The organism is Rasiella rasia (assembly GCF_011044175.1).
GTDB classification, from domain to species: domain Bacteria; phylum Bacteroidota; class Bacteroidia; order Flavobacteriales; family Flavobacteriaceae; genus Marinirhabdus; species Marinirhabdus rasia.
In genome coordinates, this window is record NZ_CP049057.1 from 2,520,288 (window position 1) to 2,538,083 (window position 17,796).

13 protein-coding genes are annotated in these 17,796 nt (G+C 38.7%); 12 read left to right on the forward strand and 1 reads right to left on the reverse strand.

What is annotated here, in order from left to right:
* Nucleotides 1-142: 142 nt before the first annotated feature.
* The 7 genes from G5B37_RS11345 to G5B37_RS11375 are packed head-to-tail and all read left to right on the forward strand — an operon-like array spanning nucleotide 143 to nucleotide 10,542.
* Nucleotides 143-3,208, forward strand: coding sequence for a TAT-variant-translocated molybdopterin oxidoreductase (locus G5B37_RS11345; RefSeq protein ID WP_164680143.1), 3,066 nt, complete (start codon nucleotides 143-145; stop codon nucleotides 3,206-3,208).
* Between the two features lie 26 nt (nucleotides 3,209-3,234).
* Nucleotides 3,235-5,013: an NrfD/PsrC family molybdoenzyme membrane anchor subunit gene (gene nrfD / locus G5B37_RS11350; RefSeq protein WP_164680144.1), complete on the forward strand. Its 1,779-nt coding sequence runs from the start codon at nucleotides 3,235-3,237 to the stop codon at nucleotides 5,011-5,013.
* A 2-nt stretch (nucleotides 5,014-5,015) separates the two neighbouring features.
* On the forward strand, nucleotides 5,016-5,552 hold the full coding sequence (locus G5B37_RS11355; protein ID WP_164680145.1) for a DUF3341 domain-containing protein: 537 nt from the start codon (nucleotides 5,016-5,018) through the stop codon (nucleotides 5,550-5,552).
* A 1-nt stretch (nucleotide 5,553) separates the two neighbouring features.
* Nucleotides 5,554-6,228 (forward strand): c-type cytochrome, encoded by a 675-nt coding sequence (locus G5B37_RS11360; RefSeq protein WP_164680146.1) that lies wholly within the window; start codon nucleotides 5,554-5,556, stop codon nucleotides 6,226-6,228.
* Between the two features lie 23 nt (nucleotides 6,229-6,251).
* Nucleotides 6,252-7,604 carry a quinol:cytochrome C oxidoreductase gene (locus tag G5B37_RS11365; RefSeq protein WP_164680147.1) on the forward strand — a complete coding sequence of 451 codons (1,353 nt, stop codon included), beginning with the start codon at nucleotides 6,252-6,254 and terminating at the stop codon, nucleotides 7,602-7,604.
* 25 nt (nucleotides 7,605-7,629) lie between these two features.
* Nucleotides 7,630-8,691, forward strand: coding sequence for a cytochrome c oxidase subunit II (locus G5B37_RS11370; protein ID WP_164680148.1), 1,062 nt, complete (start codon nucleotides 7,630-7,632; stop codon nucleotides 8,689-8,691).
* An 18-nt stretch (nucleotides 8,692-8,709) separates the two neighbouring features.
* Nucleotides 8,710-10,542, forward strand: coding sequence for a cytochrome c oxidase subunit I (locus G5B37_RS11375; protein ID WP_164680149.1), 1,833 nt, complete (start codon nucleotides 8,710-8,712; stop codon nucleotides 10,540-10,542).
* A gap of 193 nt (nucleotides 10,543-10,735) precedes the next feature.
* Here the strand turns inward: G5B37_RS11375 and G5B37_RS11380 are convergent, their stop codons facing one another.
* On the reverse strand, nucleotides 10,736-11,245 hold the full coding sequence (locus G5B37_RS11380) for a peroxiredoxin-like family protein (protein ID WP_164680150.1): 510 nt from the start codon (nucleotides 11,243-11,245) through the stop codon (nucleotides 10,736-10,738).
* A 174-nt stretch (nucleotides 11,246-11,419) separates the two neighbouring features.
* Between G5B37_RS11380 and ruvB the strand changes: the two genes are divergently transcribed.
* The 5 genes from ruvB (at nucleotide 11,420) to ruvA (ending at nucleotide 17,759) form a co-directional block, all read left to right on the forward strand.
* Nucleotides 11,420-12,442 carry a Holliday junction branch migration DNA helicase RuvB gene (ruvB, locus tag G5B37_RS11385; protein WP_164680151.1) on the forward strand — a complete coding sequence of 341 codons (1,023 nt, stop codon included), beginning with the start codon at nucleotides 11,420-11,422 and terminating at the stop codon, nucleotides 12,440-12,442.
* 3 nt (nucleotides 12,443-12,445) lie between these two features.
* Entirely contained in the window at nucleotides 12,446-13,783 is a 1,338-nt protein-coding gene (locus G5B37_RS11390; RefSeq protein ID WP_164680152.1) for a cytochrome P450, read from the forward strand.
* A gap of 6 nt (nucleotides 13,784-13,789) precedes the next feature.
* A complete protein-coding gene (gene queG / locus G5B37_RS11395; RefSeq protein WP_164680153.1) occupies nucleotides 13,790-14,716 on the forward strand; it encodes a tRNA epoxyqueuosine(34) reductase QueG in 927 nt (308 codons plus the stop codon).
* Between the two features lie 81 nt (nucleotides 14,717-14,797).
* Nucleotides 14,798-17,095, forward strand: a complete 2,298-nt coding sequence (locus tag G5B37_RS11400; RefSeq protein WP_164680154.1) for an NADP-dependent malic enzyme — start codon at nucleotides 14,798-14,800, stop codon at nucleotides 17,093-17,095.
* Between the two features lie 82 nt (nucleotides 17,096-17,177).
* The gene (gene ruvA / locus G5B37_RS11405; RefSeq protein ID WP_164680155.1) at nucleotides 17,178-17,759 is read left to right on the forward strand and encodes a Holliday junction branch migration protein RuvA; all 582 of its coding nucleotides are present in this window, start codon (nucleotides 17,178-17,180) and stop codon (nucleotides 17,757-17,759) included.
* Nucleotides 17,760-17,796: the final 37 nt, after the last annotated feature.

Consider the following 17,796-nt stretch of genomic DNA (forward strand, 5'->3'; position numbering starts at 1 on the left):
CTGCTACGGCGGAAATCTTAAACCACAAGACGAAATAAAAGTTAGAATAACAAATGCAAAAATTTTAGATATATGATGTACGATTTACGAATGAAAATCAAGCAATCTAAAAATCGTACCTCTAAAATCGTAAATTAATACTATGGCATCAAACAAGAAATACTGGAAAAGTGTTGAAGAGCTAAATGAAAATAGCTCTATTGTTGAAACGTTGCAACAAAATGAGTTTGTAGAACCAATTCCTACAGACGATTTTTTAGGTGATAAAGAAACGCTTGAAGCTTCTTCAACAACACGTCGCGATTTCTTAAAGTACGTAGGGTTTACTACAGCGGCTGCTTCGTTGGCTGCTTGTGAAGGTCCTGTGATTAAATCTATTCCTTATGTGATTGCTCCAGACGAAATCGTTCCTGGTGTTGCAAATTATTATGCAACAACAATGGCAGATGGTTTCGACTTTGCCAATGTATTGGTGAAAACACGTGAAGGTCGCCCAATCAAAATTGAAAGAAATGATCTTGCGAAAAATGGTGGTAGCGTAAATGCTAGGGTACATGCTTCAGTATTGTCTATGTATGACAAGAATCGTGTGCAAAATCCAATGATTGATAAGAAAGAGGTTTCTTGGGATGAGTTTGATACGGCTGTGGCACAGAAGATGAACGAGATGCAAGGTAAAGATGTAGTGTTACTAACACAAACATTTGCCAGTCCGTCAACATCTAAATTAATAAAAGAATTTACTGCAAAGTATGCTAATGTGCGTCATGTAATATATGATGCTGTGTCTTCTTCAGAGGCGTTAGATGCTTTTCAAAATAAATATGGAACACGTGCATTAGCCGATTACGATTTTAGTAAGGCAGATGTTATTGTTTCTGTTGGTGCCGATTTTATTGGTGACTGGCAAGGTGGAGGTTATGAGGCTGGATACGCAAAGGGGCGTATTCCTAAGAATGGAAAGATGAGTAAGCACTACCAGTTTGAAGCTAATATGAGCTTATCTGGTGCAAATGCAGATGTGCGAGTGCCTGTTACGCCTACACAACAATTAATGGTATTGAAAGCTTTAACCGGCGGAAGCGCTTCTGGGTTACCAGAAAATGTTGCTGCGGCTGTTGCAAAAGCAAAGGCGCAATTGCGTAAAGCGGGAAGTAAAGGTGTTTTAATAACTGGATTACCAGATGTTGAGGCACAAACAATGGCGCTTAACTACAATGCTAATAGTGTTGTAATGGATACTGCTAAGCCTAGAATGACTGCAATGGGGAATTCCCAAGAGGTTTTAAATGTGATGAATGGTGTTGCATCTGGAAGTATAAAAGGATTAATTTCTGTTGGAGTAGATCCGGTGTATTCTTTCCCGCATCCAGATTTTGCTGCAGGTTATGATAAGCTTGAAATGTCAATGGCTTTTTCAATGAAGCCTGATGCTACTGCTAGCGCTGCTAAAATGGTTGCTGCTACACCGCATTACTTAGAGTCTTGGGGTGATCTACAGTTGAAGAAAGGAACTTTCAGCATTATGCAACCAACTATTAGACCTTTGTTTAATACAAGACAGTTTCAAGAATGTTTGTTGCGATGGACTGGTGGCGGAGATAAAAAATACTATGACTACCTGAAAGAATATATGGAAAGCTCGTTACTGGGAGGAACTTCTTGGAACAAAGCTGTTCACGACGGTGTGTTTGAAAGCACTGCTCAGGTAACGTCAGATGCAGATACTACAAATAGTAATAATCTGGAATTAGAGTCTTCTACTTCTAACGGAGCATTTGTTGCTTCGCAAGGGGGCGGAATGGAGCTTACCTTATATACAAAAACCGGTTTAGGAAACGGTAGCCAAGCAAACAATCCGTGGTTGCAAGAATTGCCAGATCCTATCACTAGAACTTCATGGGATAATTATGTGACTATTTCTGCTGCAGATGCGGCCAACATGGGTATCACTAATGAAAATGTTGCCGATGGTGGTTTAAATGGTAGTTATGTAAACGTAACACTAAATGGTGTAACCATAGAGAATGTACCGGCTTTAATTCAGCCAGGGCAGGCGCCAAATTCTATTGGTCTTGCTTTAGGTTATGGTCAGAAGGATGGAATTCAGTCTGAAATGCAAACTGGTGTTAATGCTTACCAATTGTACAGCGGTTTTAAAGCAGTACAAACTGGGGTAACACTAGAAAAAGTGTCTGGAACTCATGAATTTGCTTGTGTGCAGTTGCACAACACTATGATGGGTCGTGACATTATTAAAGAAACGACACTAGAGATATTTAATACAAAAGACAAAGAGTACTGGAATCCAATACCAGTAGTCTCTAAAGATCACGAAGAAATTGCTGTAACTTCACCAGATGCAGATCTTTGGGATAGTTTTGATCGCTCTATTGGGCATCACTTTAACTTGTCTATAGACCTAAACGCCTGTACGGGTTGTGGGGCTTGTGTTGTTGCTTGTCATGCAGAGAACAATGTTCCTGTAGTAGGAAAAGCAGAAATGCGCAAAAGTAGAGATATGCACTGGTTGCGTATTGATAGATATTACTCTTCTGAGGGTTCTTTTGAAGCAGATTTAGAGAAAAAAGAAAGTATTTCAGGTTTAGGAAGCTCGCTTTCTGAATATGGAGAAATGGAAAACCCATCTGCAAACCCGCAAGTGGCATTCCAACCAGTTATGTGTCAGCACTGTAATCATGCTCCGTGTGAGACGGTTTGTCCAGTTGCTGCAACAAGTCATGGGCGTCAAGGACAAAACCATATGGCATACAACCGTTGTGTGGGTACAAGATATTGTGCTAACAACTGTCCGTATAAAGTACGTCGCTTTAACTGGTTCTTATATGCCGAAAATGATGAATTTGACTACCACATGAATAATGATTTAGGTAGAATGGTATTGAATCCAGATGTTGTGGTAAGAAGTCGTGGTGTGATGGAAAAATGTTCTATGTGTATTCAAATGACACAGAAAACAATTCTTGATGCGAAACGCGATGGAAGACCTATTAAGGACGGCGAATTTAAAACTGCTTGTTCTGCTGCATGTGAGACAGGAGCGATGACGTTTGGCGATATCAATGATGAAAAGAGTAAAGTACACAAATTAACTGAAGATAAACGTATGTATCACCTATTGGAGGCAGTAGGTACGAAGCCTAATGTGATGTATCACACCAAGGTGAGAAATACAAACGAAGCATAACTAACTAAGCAATAGAAGATATAGATATGGCGTCGCATTACGAAGCACCTATTAGAAGACCCTTAGTTATAGGAGATAAAAACTACCACGATGTTACTGTGGATGTTGCAGCTCCTGTTGAAGGTAAAGCCAATAAATCATGGTGGATAGTTTTCACCATTGCCTTAATTGCCTTTTTGTGGGGATTAGGATGTATTATTTACACTGTCTCTACAGGAATTGGAGTTTGGGGATTAAACCGAACTGTAAACTGGGCTTGGGATATCACCAACTTTGTATGGTGGGTAGGTATTGGTCACGCAGGAACACTGATTTCTGCAGTACTATTGTTGTTCCGTCAGAAATGGAGAATGGCAATTAACCGTTCTGCAGAGGCGATGACAATTTTCTCTGTAATTCAGGCTGGATTGTTTCCAATTATCCACATGGGTCGTCCATGGTTGGCATATTGGGTACTACCTATCCCTAACCAATTTGGTTCGTTATGGGTAAACTTTAACTCACCGCTTCTTTGGGATGTATTTGCGATTTCAACATACCTATCTGTGTCATTAGTATTCTGGTGGACTGGATTACTACCTGATTTTGCGATGATTCGTGATAGAGCGGTAACACCATTTACAAAAAGAGTATACAGCATTCTATCTTTTGGTTGGTCGGGTCGTGCAAAAGACTGGCAACGATTTGAAGAAGTTTCACTTGTATTAGCAGGTTTAGCAACACCATTAGTACTTTCAGTACACACTATTGTATCTTTTGACTTTGCTACCTCTGTTATTCCTGGATGGCATACCACGATTTTCCCTCCTTACTTTGTTGCAGGAGCAATTTTCTCTGGATTTGCTATGGTAAATACCCTTCTTATCATCATGAGAAAGGTGTCTAACCTAGAAGATTATATTACAATACAGCACATCGAATTAATGAACATTGTAATTATGATTACAGGTTCTATTGTAGGTGTGGCATATATTACCGAGTTATTTATTGCTTGGTACTCTGGTGTTGAGTACGAACAATACGCTTTCTTAAATCGTGCTACCGGACCTTACTGGTGGGCATATTGGGCGATGATGACATGTAACGTGTTCTCGCCACAATTTATGTGGTTCCCTAAGTTAAGACGAAGTATCATGTTCTCTTTCTTTATTTCGATTGTAGTAAATATTGGAATGTGGTTTGAGCGTTTTGTAATTATCGTGACATCATTGCACCGTGATTACCTACCTTCTTCATGGACCATGTTCTCACCAACGTTTGTAGATATTGGAATTTTCATAGGTACCATTGGTTTCTTCTTTGTACTTTTCTTACTCTATGCAAGAACCTTCCCAGTAATTGCACAGGCAGAAGTAAAATCTATTCTGAAATCATCTGGAAGCAAGTATAAAAAGTTAAGAGCACAACACGGAGACGATGTGAAACATTACGACCCGATTGTTCGTGAACCAGCAGCAAATGCACACCATGTTGATGACACTTCAAAAGATGATCATAATGAAACAGTGAATGCAGATGCATTGTTGACTTCAGAATATCAAAAGGATCAAGTTGATAGCTTGTTAAATAAGTTAGGAACTTTCGACCCTGCTACACAAACAGCAGACGACTTGAAAAAGATAAGTGGTGTAGGACCAGTGATGGAGCAGAAGTTACACCAATTAGGTATTTACACATTTGAACAGGTTAGCAGAATGACAGATGAAGATTACGACCTGTTAGACGAAATTATTGGCGAGTTCCCTGGACGTGCAAAACGTGACGATTGGGCAGGGCAAGCAGCAAAACTAAAAAACAACGCGTAAGTATGGCAGCTAAACACATTCACGCAATCTATTCAGACGACGACATCTTAATGCAAGCTGTCAAGCAGGTACGTGCAGAACGTTACCATATTGAAGAGGTATATACACCATTTCCAGTACACGGGCTTGACAAAGTGATGGGACTGGCACCTACAAGAATTGCAATTTGTGCGTTTTTGTACGGATTAGTAGGATTAAGCGTAGCAATCACCATGATGAATTTTATCATGATTGAAGACTGGCCACAGGATATTGGAGGTAAACCAAGTTTCAGTTATATTGAAAACATGCCGGCATTCGTTCCTATCATGTTCGAATTAACCGTATTCTTTGCAGCTCACTTAATGGTTATTACTTTCTATATGAGAAGTAAATTATGGCCTTTTAAGAAAGCTGAAAATCCTGACGTAAGAACTACAGACGATCATTTTTTAATGGCTGTAGACGCTGGGCACCACGATGTTGAAAAACTAAGCAAGTTTTTATACGACACAGGAGCATTGGAAATTAGTTTAATTGAAAATGACGATGACCATTAATATGAAAAAATTAATAAACATAGCATTAGGAGCATTTGTCTGCCTTACAGTTTTCTCTTGTGCAGATGAAAACAAGCCTAACTACCAATACATGCCTAATATGTATGAGCCTGTTGGGTATGAAACGTATGGTGATTACGAAATATTCGAAAATGGTCAAGAGGCAATGTTGCCAGCCGAAGGTTCTATTCCACGTGGATGGCAACCGTACGATTATGAAAATACAACCGAAGGATTAGAATTAGCAAAAGTTGAATTAAAAAATCCTTTAGAAGTTACTGAGGAGAATTTGGCTGCTGGAGCTCAATTGTATACTATTTATTGTGCCGTGTGTCATGGAGATGCTGGTGACGGAAATGGAATATTAATGCAACGTGAAAAATTCTTAGGAATTCCTAGTTATGCTGCAGAAGGTAGAGTTATTACTGAAGGTGGCGTTTACCACGTTCAAATGTATGGGTTAAACACCATGGGATCTTATGCTTCACAAACTAGTGAAAAAGAACGTTGGCAAATAACACAACATGTTATGAATTTGAAAGCTGCTTTAAAGGGAGAACCTTTGCAAGAACCAGTGAGTAAGGATTCATTAACCAATATGGTTGAAGTTTTGAATGAAAATACTACTGAAGATACTACTCCATTAGAAGTAGAAACTTTAGAAGAAACTAACTAAGAATAAAAGAGATAGTTAAAGATATGTACACGCTACCCAGTAAATTAAAATTATTTGCGATCATTTTTATGGTGGTTGGTGCCCTTGGTATGCTTGCGGGCTTCCTTTCTGCACCAAGTACAACTGCCGAAGTTAAAGAAATGATGGCAGCGCATGGTGATGGTCACGGAGGCGATCACGGAGAAACTGCAACGCATGACAACGTAAAAGAAAATCACGATGGAACACACGGCGAAGATGCTCACGATAGTGAAGAAGCACATCTAACGCACGTACTACATCAAATGCAGAATAGACCTTGGTCTGCACTGTACATTGCTTCGTTCTTTTTCTTTATGATAGCATTAGGGACACTCGCATTTTACGCAATTCAGCATGCAGCACAAGCAGGATGGTCACCAGTACTCTTTAGGGTCATGGAAGGTATAACGGCGTACCTGCCTTGGGCATCTGTTATCATTATCATCTTATTATTGCTTTCAGTTTTCCATGTAAATCACATCTTCCATTGGATGGATGCTGATTTAATTAATCCTGAGAGCCCTAAATATGACAAGTTGATTGCTGGAAAAAGCGGTTGGCTTAACCCTATGTGGTTTGTGATTAGAGCTTGTATTTACTTACTCGGATTTAACTTATACCGTTATTTCTCTAGAAAGTGGACTTTAAATCAAGATAACGCAGAAGACAACCGATGGTTTAAAAAGAACTTTAAGTTGGCAGCAGGGTTTTTAGTATTCTTTATTTATACCGAATCTATGATGTCTTGGGATTGGATCATGAGTTTCGACCCACATTGGTTCTCAACCTTGTTTGGATGGTATGTATTTGCAGGAATGATGGTATGCGCTATTACAGTTATTGCAATGATTACAATTGTGCTGAAAAGTCAAGGATATTTAGAATACGTAAATGACAGCCATATACATGATTTGGCCAAGTTTATGTTCGCCTTCAGTATTTTCTGGACCTATCTTTGGTTCTCACAGTTTATGCTAATTTGGTATGCAAACATTCCGGAAGAAGTAACGTATTTTGTTACAAGAATTGAAGACTATAACTTACCTTTCTTCGGAATGGTAGCAATGAACTTCATATTCCCAGTATTGTTATTAATGAACAGTGACTACAAACGTGTTAATTGGTTTGTAATCTTAACAGGAATTGTAATCCTTCTTGGACACTATGTAGATGTGTTCAACATGGTGATGCCTGCAACTGTTGGAAAATCATGGTTTATTGGCTTGCCAGAAATAGGAGCAATGCTATTTTTCTTTGGCCTCTTTGTGCTAGTGGTATTCACTGCATTAACAAAGGCACCATTACTGGCAAAACGAAACCCATTCATTAAAGAAAGTAAGCACTTTCATTATTAATAAAAATTAAAGAAGACAGATAACGATGACCGCATTTTTAGTTGTATTAGTAATCATACTTTTTGGAGTTGCTATTTGGCAGATGGGCAAGATATTTCAATTGTCTCAAACCAAAGTAGATAATAGCTCTGAAGTCGCTAATGATAAAGACAATAACGTGAATGGTTGGCTTATGCTAGGTTTTACCATATTCACGTATTTATTACTTGTAATCTGTTTTTGGAAATGGGGTGACGTACTGTTACCAAAAGCTGCTTCTGAACACGGTTCAGAAATAGATAGCTTGATGTACATTTCTATGGCATTAATCTTTGTGGTAGGTTTCTTTACCCTTTGGCTACTTGGTTTCTTCTCTTTTAAATATAGAGGAAAGCAAGGAAACAGAGCAACATTCTTTGCCGATAATGATAAACTAGAATTTATCTGGACAATTATTCCAGTAATTGTACTAGCAGGATTAATTATCTACGGACTTTTCACTTGGACAGATATCATGAACGTAGATACCGATGATGACCCAATGGTTGTTGAATTGTACGCATACCAGTTTGATTGGAGAGCACGTTATAGTGGTGAAGATAATACGCTTGGTGAAGCAAATGTTCGTTTGATTGAAGGTGTAAATCAGTTAGGAGTTGATATTTCAGACCCGAACGCACAAGATGATATCGTTACTAATGAACTTCACTTGCCTACAGGTAGAAAAGTATTATTTAAAATGCGCTCACAAGACGTATTGCACTCGGCATATATGCCACACTTTAGAGCACAAATGAACTGTGTACCTGGTATGATAACGCAATTCGCATTTACTCCTACCATTACTACTGAAGAAATGCGTATGGATGATGAAGTTGTAGCAAAAGTTAGAAAGATTAATAAAATTAGACAGGAAAATAGCAAGGCATTGGTAGCTAAAGGAGACGAGCCACTAGAAGCTTATGAGTTTGATTATATGTTATTATGTAACAAGATTTGTGGAAGCAATCACTATAATATGCAAATGAAGATTGTAGTGCACACTCCCGAAGATTATGAGGCCTGGATGAAAGAACAGACCACCTTAGCCGAAGCCCTTAAAAAATAATAAATTAGCTTAAGAGATATGTCAGCACACGCAATAGACCACGCAGTAGATCACCACGAAGACGATCACGGGCATCATCATCATAAAGAAACGTTTGTTACTAAATACATCTTTAGTACAGACCATAAAATGATTTCTAAGCAATACCTAATTACAGGTTTGTTTATGGGAATTATCGGAATTGCTATGTCGCTTCTATTTAGATTGCAACTAGCTTGGCCTGATACAGAATTTACTATTTACGAAGTGTTACTTGGTAAATGGGGTGAAGGCGGTGTTATGGATCCAAACGTGTATTTGGCTTTAGTTACTATTCACGGTACCATCATGGTATTCTTCGTTTTAACGGCGGGACTTAGCGGTACATTTAGTAACCTGCTCATACCGTTGCAAATTGGAGCGCGAGATATGGCGTCCGGTTTCTTAAATATGATTTCGTATTGGTTGTTTTTCCTTTCAAGTTTGATCATGGTGATGTCGTTATTTGTAGAAGCAGGACCAGCTTCTGCAGGTTGGACTATATATCCTCCGCTTAGTGCGCTACCACAAGCTATTCCAGGTTCTGGAACAGGGATGACGCTTTGGTTAGTCTCTATGGCTATATTTATTGCATCATCATTACTAGGTTCTCTAAACTACATCGTAACAGTATTAAATTTACGTACAAAGGGAATGTCAATGACACGTCTTCCATTAACAATTTGGGCATTCTTTATTACTGCGGTAATTGGAGTTGTTTCGTTCCCAGTATTGTTTTCTGCAGCCCTTATGTTAATTATGGATAGAAGTTTTGGTACGTCATTCTTCTTATCAGACATCTATATTGCTGGCGAAGTATTACACAACCAAGGAGGGTCACCTGTATTATTTGAACATTTATTCTGGTTCTTAGGGCATCCCGAAGTGTATATTGTAATCTTGCCTGCTATGGGTATGGTTTCCGAGATCATGGCTACCAATGCACGAAAACCTATTTTTGGGTATCGCGCGATGGTTGCATCTATACTTGCAATTGCCTTTCTATCTACAATTGTATGGGGACACCATATGTTTATCTCAGGAATGAACCCATTCCTAGGATCGGTATTTACATTTACAACATTATTAATTGCAATTCCATCTGCAGTAAAATCATTTAACTGGATTACAACAATTTGGCGGGGTAACCTGCAAATGAACCCCGCAATGCTGTTTTCAATAGGTTTTGTTTCTACCTTTATAACAGGTGGATTAACAGGAATTATTTTAGGAGATAGTGCGCTAGATATTAATGTACACGACACCTACTTTGTGGTAGCTCACTTCCACTTAGTAATGGGTATTTCTGCATTGTACGGATTATTTGCTGGAGTCTACCATTGGTTCCCTAAAATGTTCCAAGGTCGAATGCTTAATAAAAATTTGGGCTATGTACATTTTTGGGTAACAGTAATTGGAGCCTATGGAGTGTTTTTTCCAATGCACTTTATTGGTATGGCAGGATTGCCTAGACGATATTACACAAATACAGCATTCCCATATTTTGATGATTTAACAGACGTGAATGTGGTAATTTCTATATTTGCCTTTATTACTGCTGCTGCTCAAATAGTATTCTTATACAACTTTATTAGCTCTATGTTCTACGGGAAAAAAGGACCTAAAAATCCTTGGAAATCTACTACACTAGAATGGACTGCAGAAGTTAAGCACATACATGGAAACTGGGACGGACCAATTCCGCATGTTTACCGATGGGCGTATGACTATAGTAAATTGAACAAAGACGAAACAGACTACGTAATTCCTGGGCAGGATTATGCACCACAACATATTCCCCTTCAAGAGAACGAAGAAGAAATGAATCACTAGTTAGAATTGTCGTAACAAAATATAAGCCCCTTCAAGAAACTTGAAGGGGCTTTTTCCTATAAGAAATTAAGGGTTTTCACCTATGGTACAGTATTCAGTTTCACTTTATCTTAGCAGTTCATATACTAGTAAAGCTATCTGGCTGGGGAGCCAGTGGTTGAAAAGCCGAATCGGTCTTGATTCGGCTTTTTTATTATACCGTACCTCGTGGAGGATAGTTTTTCTTTTCTATAAAATCAATAGCGTTTAATAAATCTTTAAATTGAGGACGAGCGAAAGGCATAGATTGTAATGAAACCAAATAAAGTGTGTTGTCTGGTTTTACTAAAAACAAACCTGGTTCTGAAAAAATGTCCGGTTCGCTTTCAGAGATAGCAGACGAAATATATAACCCCCAATCTTTAGCTTCATTTTTTGTGACCCCATATCCCAAAGGGATTCCTTCAATGGCCCATTGGTCACCTGTTTTTTTAGCGCGTTCTTCAGTATCCATGCTTAAGGCAATTACATGAATACCCCGTGATGAAAAATCTTCCAAATGGTTTTTGAGCTGTTCTAGCTGCTCTTTACATTTAGGGCAATGATAACCTCTGTAAAAAACAAGCAACGTATAATTCTCTGGTTGCTGATTGTACAATTCCCATTGTGTATCATTAATTAAACTAACTTTTAAATTCGGTACTTTCTGTGTAGGTATAAGCATTGTTTTTATTTTAAAGATAAAAACTGAGTGTAACTTGTAGTGCCAATAGTATGGTAATGTCTTGTTAAAAGATGTAAATTTTGAAACTCATGTTTCAAAAGACCAATTTTTTTCAATCATTCAAACATTTTATGCTATAATTGATATAGGTGAAAATTCAAGTATATTTGTGATATGAATGAATATTTAGACCCTTCAGGTGAGGGTATTTCTCCTCAAGAACTTGACCTAGAGAAGCGCTTGCGCCCGTTGTCTTTCGACGATTTTGCGGGTCAAGAACAAGCGTTGGAGAATCTTCAGGTTTTCGTACAAGCCGCAAACATGCGAGGGGAGGCATTAGACCACACATTGTTTCATGGTCCGCCGGGTTTAGGGAAAACCACCTTGGCTCACATACTCGCAAATGAATTGGACGTAGGCATTCGAGTTACTTCAGGTCCCGTTTTAGACAAGCCGGGAGATTTAGCTGGGTTACTTACTAATTTGGAAGAGCGGGATGTGTTATTTATTGATGAAATTCATAGGCTCAGTCCTATTGTAGAAGAGTACCTATACTCGGCTATGGAAGACTATAAAATTGATATCATGATCGAGTCTGGGCCAAATGCGCGTACTGTACAAATTCACTTAGCCCCGTTTACCTTGGTGGGTGCAACTACCAGATCTGGATTGCTTACAGCACCTATGCGTGCTCGTTTTGGTATAACGTCTCGGCTTAATTATTACTCAACAAAATTACTCACAACAATTGTACAACGTAGTGCAAAAATTTTGGAGGTGCCTATTTCTATGGAGGCAGCAATTGAAATTGCTGGGAGAAGTAGAGGAACACCACGTATTTCAAATGCATTATTACGCCGAGTGCGAGATTTTGCACAAATAAAAGGAGATGGGGCGATCGATATTGGAATCGCTAAATATTCTTTAGAGCAATTAAATGTTGATGCACATGGTTTGGATGAAATGGATAACAAGATACTAACCACAATCATCGAAAAGTTTAAAGGGGGGCCTGTAGGTATTACTACGATTGCAACGGCAGTTTCTGAAAGTGCCGAAACCATTGAAGAAGTATACGAGCCATTTCTAATCCAACAAGGTTTTATCATGCGCACTCCGCGAGGAAGGGAAGTAACCGAAGCTGCATATAAACATCTTGGTAAATTAAAAGGTCCCACGCAGGGAGGATTGTTTTAAAATATGAGCAATCTAAAAGAATTTCCTATTGTTCCTCTAAGAAGATTTTTAAAGCACTCTTTGGAAATTTTAAAGAATCCGTTGCCGTTTCATCATGAAAACTTTACTAATCTTGGCGATACCTTTAGATTAAAAATTGGATTTAAAAATTCGGTTGTGTTTTCTAGAGATGCAGCATTTTTACAATATGTGCTTCAAAAAAACCAACGAAACTATACCAAGTCTAAAATACAAACTGAAGACCTTGCCAAATATGTGGGTCGTGGGTTATTAACTTCTGAAGGAGCCCTCTGGAAACAACAGCGTAAACTTATTCAGCCAGCATTTCATAAAAAACAACTTTCCAATTTGTTGGAAACCATGGTTGCCGTAATTTCAGAAGAGCTTCAAAATATAGTTACAGAACGCCCGTTTCCAATATTTGAAGTATACAACAACTTGGCGTTTCAAGTTGTGGCCAAATCATTGTTTAGTGGAGGTGTTTCTGAAATACAAATAAAAAGATTACAACATATTACCGAAGAAGCGCAAAAAATGCTAGTGCGTGAGTTACGCCAGCCTTATTTAAATTGGTGGTTTAGAGCAAGTGGAAAACTACAAAAGCATCTAGAACTTACTTTAGAAGCACGAGCGATACTAAAAGACTTAGTGACAAGTCGAAAGGAAAGTGGGCAAAGAGAAGATGATTTATTAGATATGCTGTTAGACGCTCGTTACGAAGATGGTAGTGCTATGGATGAGGAGCAGCTAATAGACGAGCTTTTAATTTTGTTTGTTGCTGGCCATGAAACCACAAGCAATGCCCTCACTTTCACAACCCAGTTACTTGCTAAGCACATTTCCTATCAAACTAAAATTTCCGAAGAGCTAAAAACCGCGAAGCAAAACACTACATCCCTAATGGAGCTTTTACGGGCTATGCCGGTCACCACAAGTGTTATTGAAGAGTCGCTTCGCTTGTATCCACCAGTTTATTTTATAGACCGTGTAAATATCGAAAAGGATGAATTTAACGGTGTTGCCTTAAAAAAAGGAACCAGTCTATTGTTTGCGGTACATGAGATTCATAAAAGCGCCAGGTATTGGGAAAATCCATTGTTATTTAATCCAAACCGTTTTGTGAATAGAAAGCATAGTGAGTATGCTTCCTTCTATTTTCCATTTGGTGCTGGGCCTCGTATGTGCATAGGTAATAATTTTGCTATGTACGAAATGATACTTACCGTGGCTACGCTTTGCGAAAATTTCAGCATAAAAGAACATACCACTCCAATAGAAATCAATCCGTTGATAACACTAAAGCCTAAAAACGCTATCTTGGAGTTTGAGAAAAAAGCTTAGTTTATTTTGACTCCAAAATCATATTACACACAAAGTATTAAATCTGAAGCCAAGCGACTTGGGTTTTTATCTTGCGGTATAAGTAAAGCTCAATTCCTTGAAGCGGAAGCGCCAAGACTTGAAAAATGGCTCAACCAAAATATGCAGGGCGAAATGAGCTATATGGAAAATCATTTCGATAAACGCTTAGACCCTACAAAATTGGTAGAAGGCTCTAAAAGTGTGATTTCTTTAATACTCAATTATTTTCCTTCAGAGACTCAAGTTGAAGACACTTATAAAATTTCGAAATATGCCTACGGCACAGATTATCATTTTGTTATAAAAGACAAGTTAAAAGAGTTGCTCTATTTTATTACTTCTGAAATTGGAGATGTTCACGGTCGGGCATTTGTAGATTCTGCGCCAGTTTTAGACAAGGCTTGGGCGGCAAAGGCAGGGCTTGGCTGGATGGGTAAGCACAGCAATTTGTTAACCAAACAAGTAGGTTCTTTTTACTTTATAGCAGAGTTAATCGTAGACTTAGATTTAGAGTATGACACCCCTGTGACAGACCACTGCGGTGCTTGTACAGCTTGTATAGACGCTTGCCCAACACAGGCTATTGTACAACCGTATGTGGTAGACGGAAGTAAATGTATTAGTTATGCAACCATAGAATTAAAGGAGCAAATTCCTAGTAGTTTTGCCAATAGCATGGAAGATTGGATGTTTGGTTGTGATGTCTGTCAAGATGTTTGCCCGTGGAATCGGTTTAGCAAATCGCACCGCGAACCACTTTTTAATGCGAAACCTGAGTTGCTCTCAAAATCTAAAAAAGATTGGGAAGAAATTACCGAGGAAGTTTTTCGAGAAATTTTCAGAAAAAGCCCCGTAAAACGAACCAAGTTTGAAGGGCTTAAGAGGAATATTCAATTTCTGAAAAAGGATTGATTAATTCAAATTTCACCTTCGATTTCGGTTTCGATTTAACCCAACTCCCGTACATTTGTATAACATCAATTTTGTGATACTATGAGCAAAGAAAGTAAACGAAGAGAAGCATTATTATACCACGCCAAGCCAAGACCTGGGAAAATTCAGGTAGTGCCTACTAAAAAATACGCCTCTCAGCGAGACTTATCATTAGCCTACTCTCCTGGGGTTGCCGAACCTTGTTTAGAGATTGAGAAAAAAACTAATAATGTTTACAAGTATACAAATAAAGGGAACTTAGTTGCAGTTATTTCTAACGGAACTGCTGTTTTAGGTTTAGGGAATATTGGCCCAGAAGCATCAAAACCAGTAATGGAAGGTAAGGGATTGCTCTTTAAAATTTTTGCAGATATAGATGTGTTCGATATTGAAGTTGGGACCGAAGATGTTGAGGCATTTATAGCAACAGTTAAGAACATTGCGCCTACCTTCGGTGGGATTAACCTAGAAGATATTAAGGCTCCCGAAGCATTTGAAATAGAACGAAGGCTTAAAGAAGAATTAGATATACCGGTAATGCATGACGATCAGCATGGAACAGCTATTATTTCTGCCGCCGCATTATTAAACGCATTAGAATTAGCCCAAAAGGATATTTCCGAAGTACGAATTGTAATCAGTGGTGCAGGTGCTGCCGCTGTATCATGTACACGACTTTACAAGGCTTTTGGAGCAAATAGTAAGAATATTGTAATGCTAGATAGTAAAGGTGTGATTAGAGATGATCGCGATTCGCTTTCTGAAGAGAAGGCCGAATTTGCCACCCATAGAAAAATTGACACATTGCAGGAAGCAATGAAAGGTGCTGATGTTTTTGTAGGACTTTCTATTGCAAATATTGTTTCTCCTGAAATGCTAAAAAGTATGGCAAGCAATCCTATTGTATTTGCCATGGCCAATCCAGATCCTGAAATAGCGTATGACTTAGCTGTAAATTCTAGAGAAGACATAATTATGGCGACAGGACGAAGCGATCATCCTAATCAAGTGAATAATGTACTCGGATTTCCGTTTATATTCAGAGGAGCACTAGATGTTAGAGCTACAAAAATAAATGAAGCAATGAAGATGGCGGCCGTTAAGGCATTGGCGCTTCTGGCCAAAGAGCCAGTGCCAGAACAGGTAAACATAGCCTATGGCGAGACCAAGCTCAATTTTGGTCGTGATTATATTATTCCAAAACCTTTTGATCCTCGTTTAATCGCTACAGTGCCGCCAGCAGTGGCAAAAGCCGCCATGGAAAGCGGTGTGGCAACAGAACCTATTGTAGATTGGGAGCGATATCAAGATGATCTGTACGAACGTCTAGGGAGTGATAATAAAATTATTCGTCTCTTGTTAAATCGTGCGAGATTAGATCCTAAACGAATTGTTTTTGCTGAAGCAGATCAGCTAGATGTTCTAAAAGCGGCGCAAATTGTACATGATGAAGGTATTGGTATACCCGTTTTACTGGGAAGAAAAGAAATTATTGTCGAGCTCATGGAACAGCTTGAGTTTGATGCAGAAGTTGAAATCATCGACCCTAAAAGTGATGAGCAGATCGAACAGCGGGAACGTTACGCAGAAAAACATTGGAAGAATAGACGCCGAAGCGGTGTAACACTTTATGATGCTCAAGGCTTAATGCGCTCTCGAAATTATTTTGCCAGTATGATGTTGAATGAGGGCGATGTAGATTGTATGATTTCAGGTTATGCCAGAGCGTACCCTTCGGTAGTAAGACCTGTCTTGGAAACGGTAGGAAGGTTTGATGGAGTAGATAAAGTGGCAACCACTAATTTAATGTTAACAAAGCGGGGTCCTATGTTTATCTCAGACACTTCAATAAACATAGATCCAACTGCAAAAGAATTAGCTAAGATTGCTCAAATGACCAATTATACAATGAAGATGTTTGGCTTGACACCTGTTATTGCCATGATTTCATATGCTAATTTTGGCTCATCTAAAGATCCGCATGCGACTAAGGTACGAGATGCTGTTTCTTATTTGCACCGTAGCAACCCAGATATGTTTGTAGATGGAGAGTTACAGACAGATTTTGCTTTAAATCCGCAAATGCTTCAAAAGAAGTTTCCGTACTCAAAATTGGCGGGTAAAAAGGTGAATGCACTTATATTTCCGAATTTAGATTCAGCCAACAGCAACTACAAGTTACTAAAGGAGCTTAACAATGTAGAATCTATTGGTCCTATCATGTTAGGGATGAGAAAACCAGTGCATATTCTACAACTAGGAGCAAGCGTTGAAGAAATTGTGCATATGGCGGCAGTAGCGGTTGTTGACGCGCAACAAAAAGAGAAACGAGAAAAAGAGGCGAAAGCAGCTAAATAACTAGGGTTATTTTCATAAAAAGTGGCTGTGTCAATGCAAATAAATATGCTATATTTGGGGCTTTAACCTTACGTTAACATTTATGATTACCCATTTGCAAGGCAGGCTTGTAGAAAAAAATCCGACAGAAGTAGTCATAGAGTGCAATGGAGTGGGCTATTTGGTTCATATTTCATTACATACATTTTCACAATTACCCACTGCTGAAAGTGTAAAACTTTACACGTATTTATTGGTTAAAGAAGACTCGCACACCTTGTATGGATTTGCGGGTGTTGAAGAACGGGAAGTTTTTAAATTATTAATTTCTGTTTCGGGTGTTGGAGCTAGTACGGCAAGAACTATGTTGTCTTCGCTAGCGCCAGATCAGGTGAAGGATGCTATTGTCAATGAGGGCGTAGCAACTATTCAATCTGTTAAGGGTATTGGGGCTAAAACGGCACAACGTGTTATTTTAGATTTGAAAGATAAAATTTTGAAAGTATACGGTATGTCTACTATTTCTGGCGTATCGAGCAATACGAACAAAAATGAAGCGTTATCTGCTTTGGAGACACTAGGTTTCGCGCGTAAGCAAGCTGAAAAGGTTTGTGATAAAATAGCGCAAGAAAACTCAGGGGCGAGTGTAGAAACGATTATAAAATTAGCTTTAAAAAATTTATAAACTTTGGGCGCAAAAAATTACGATTTCACAAAAAACC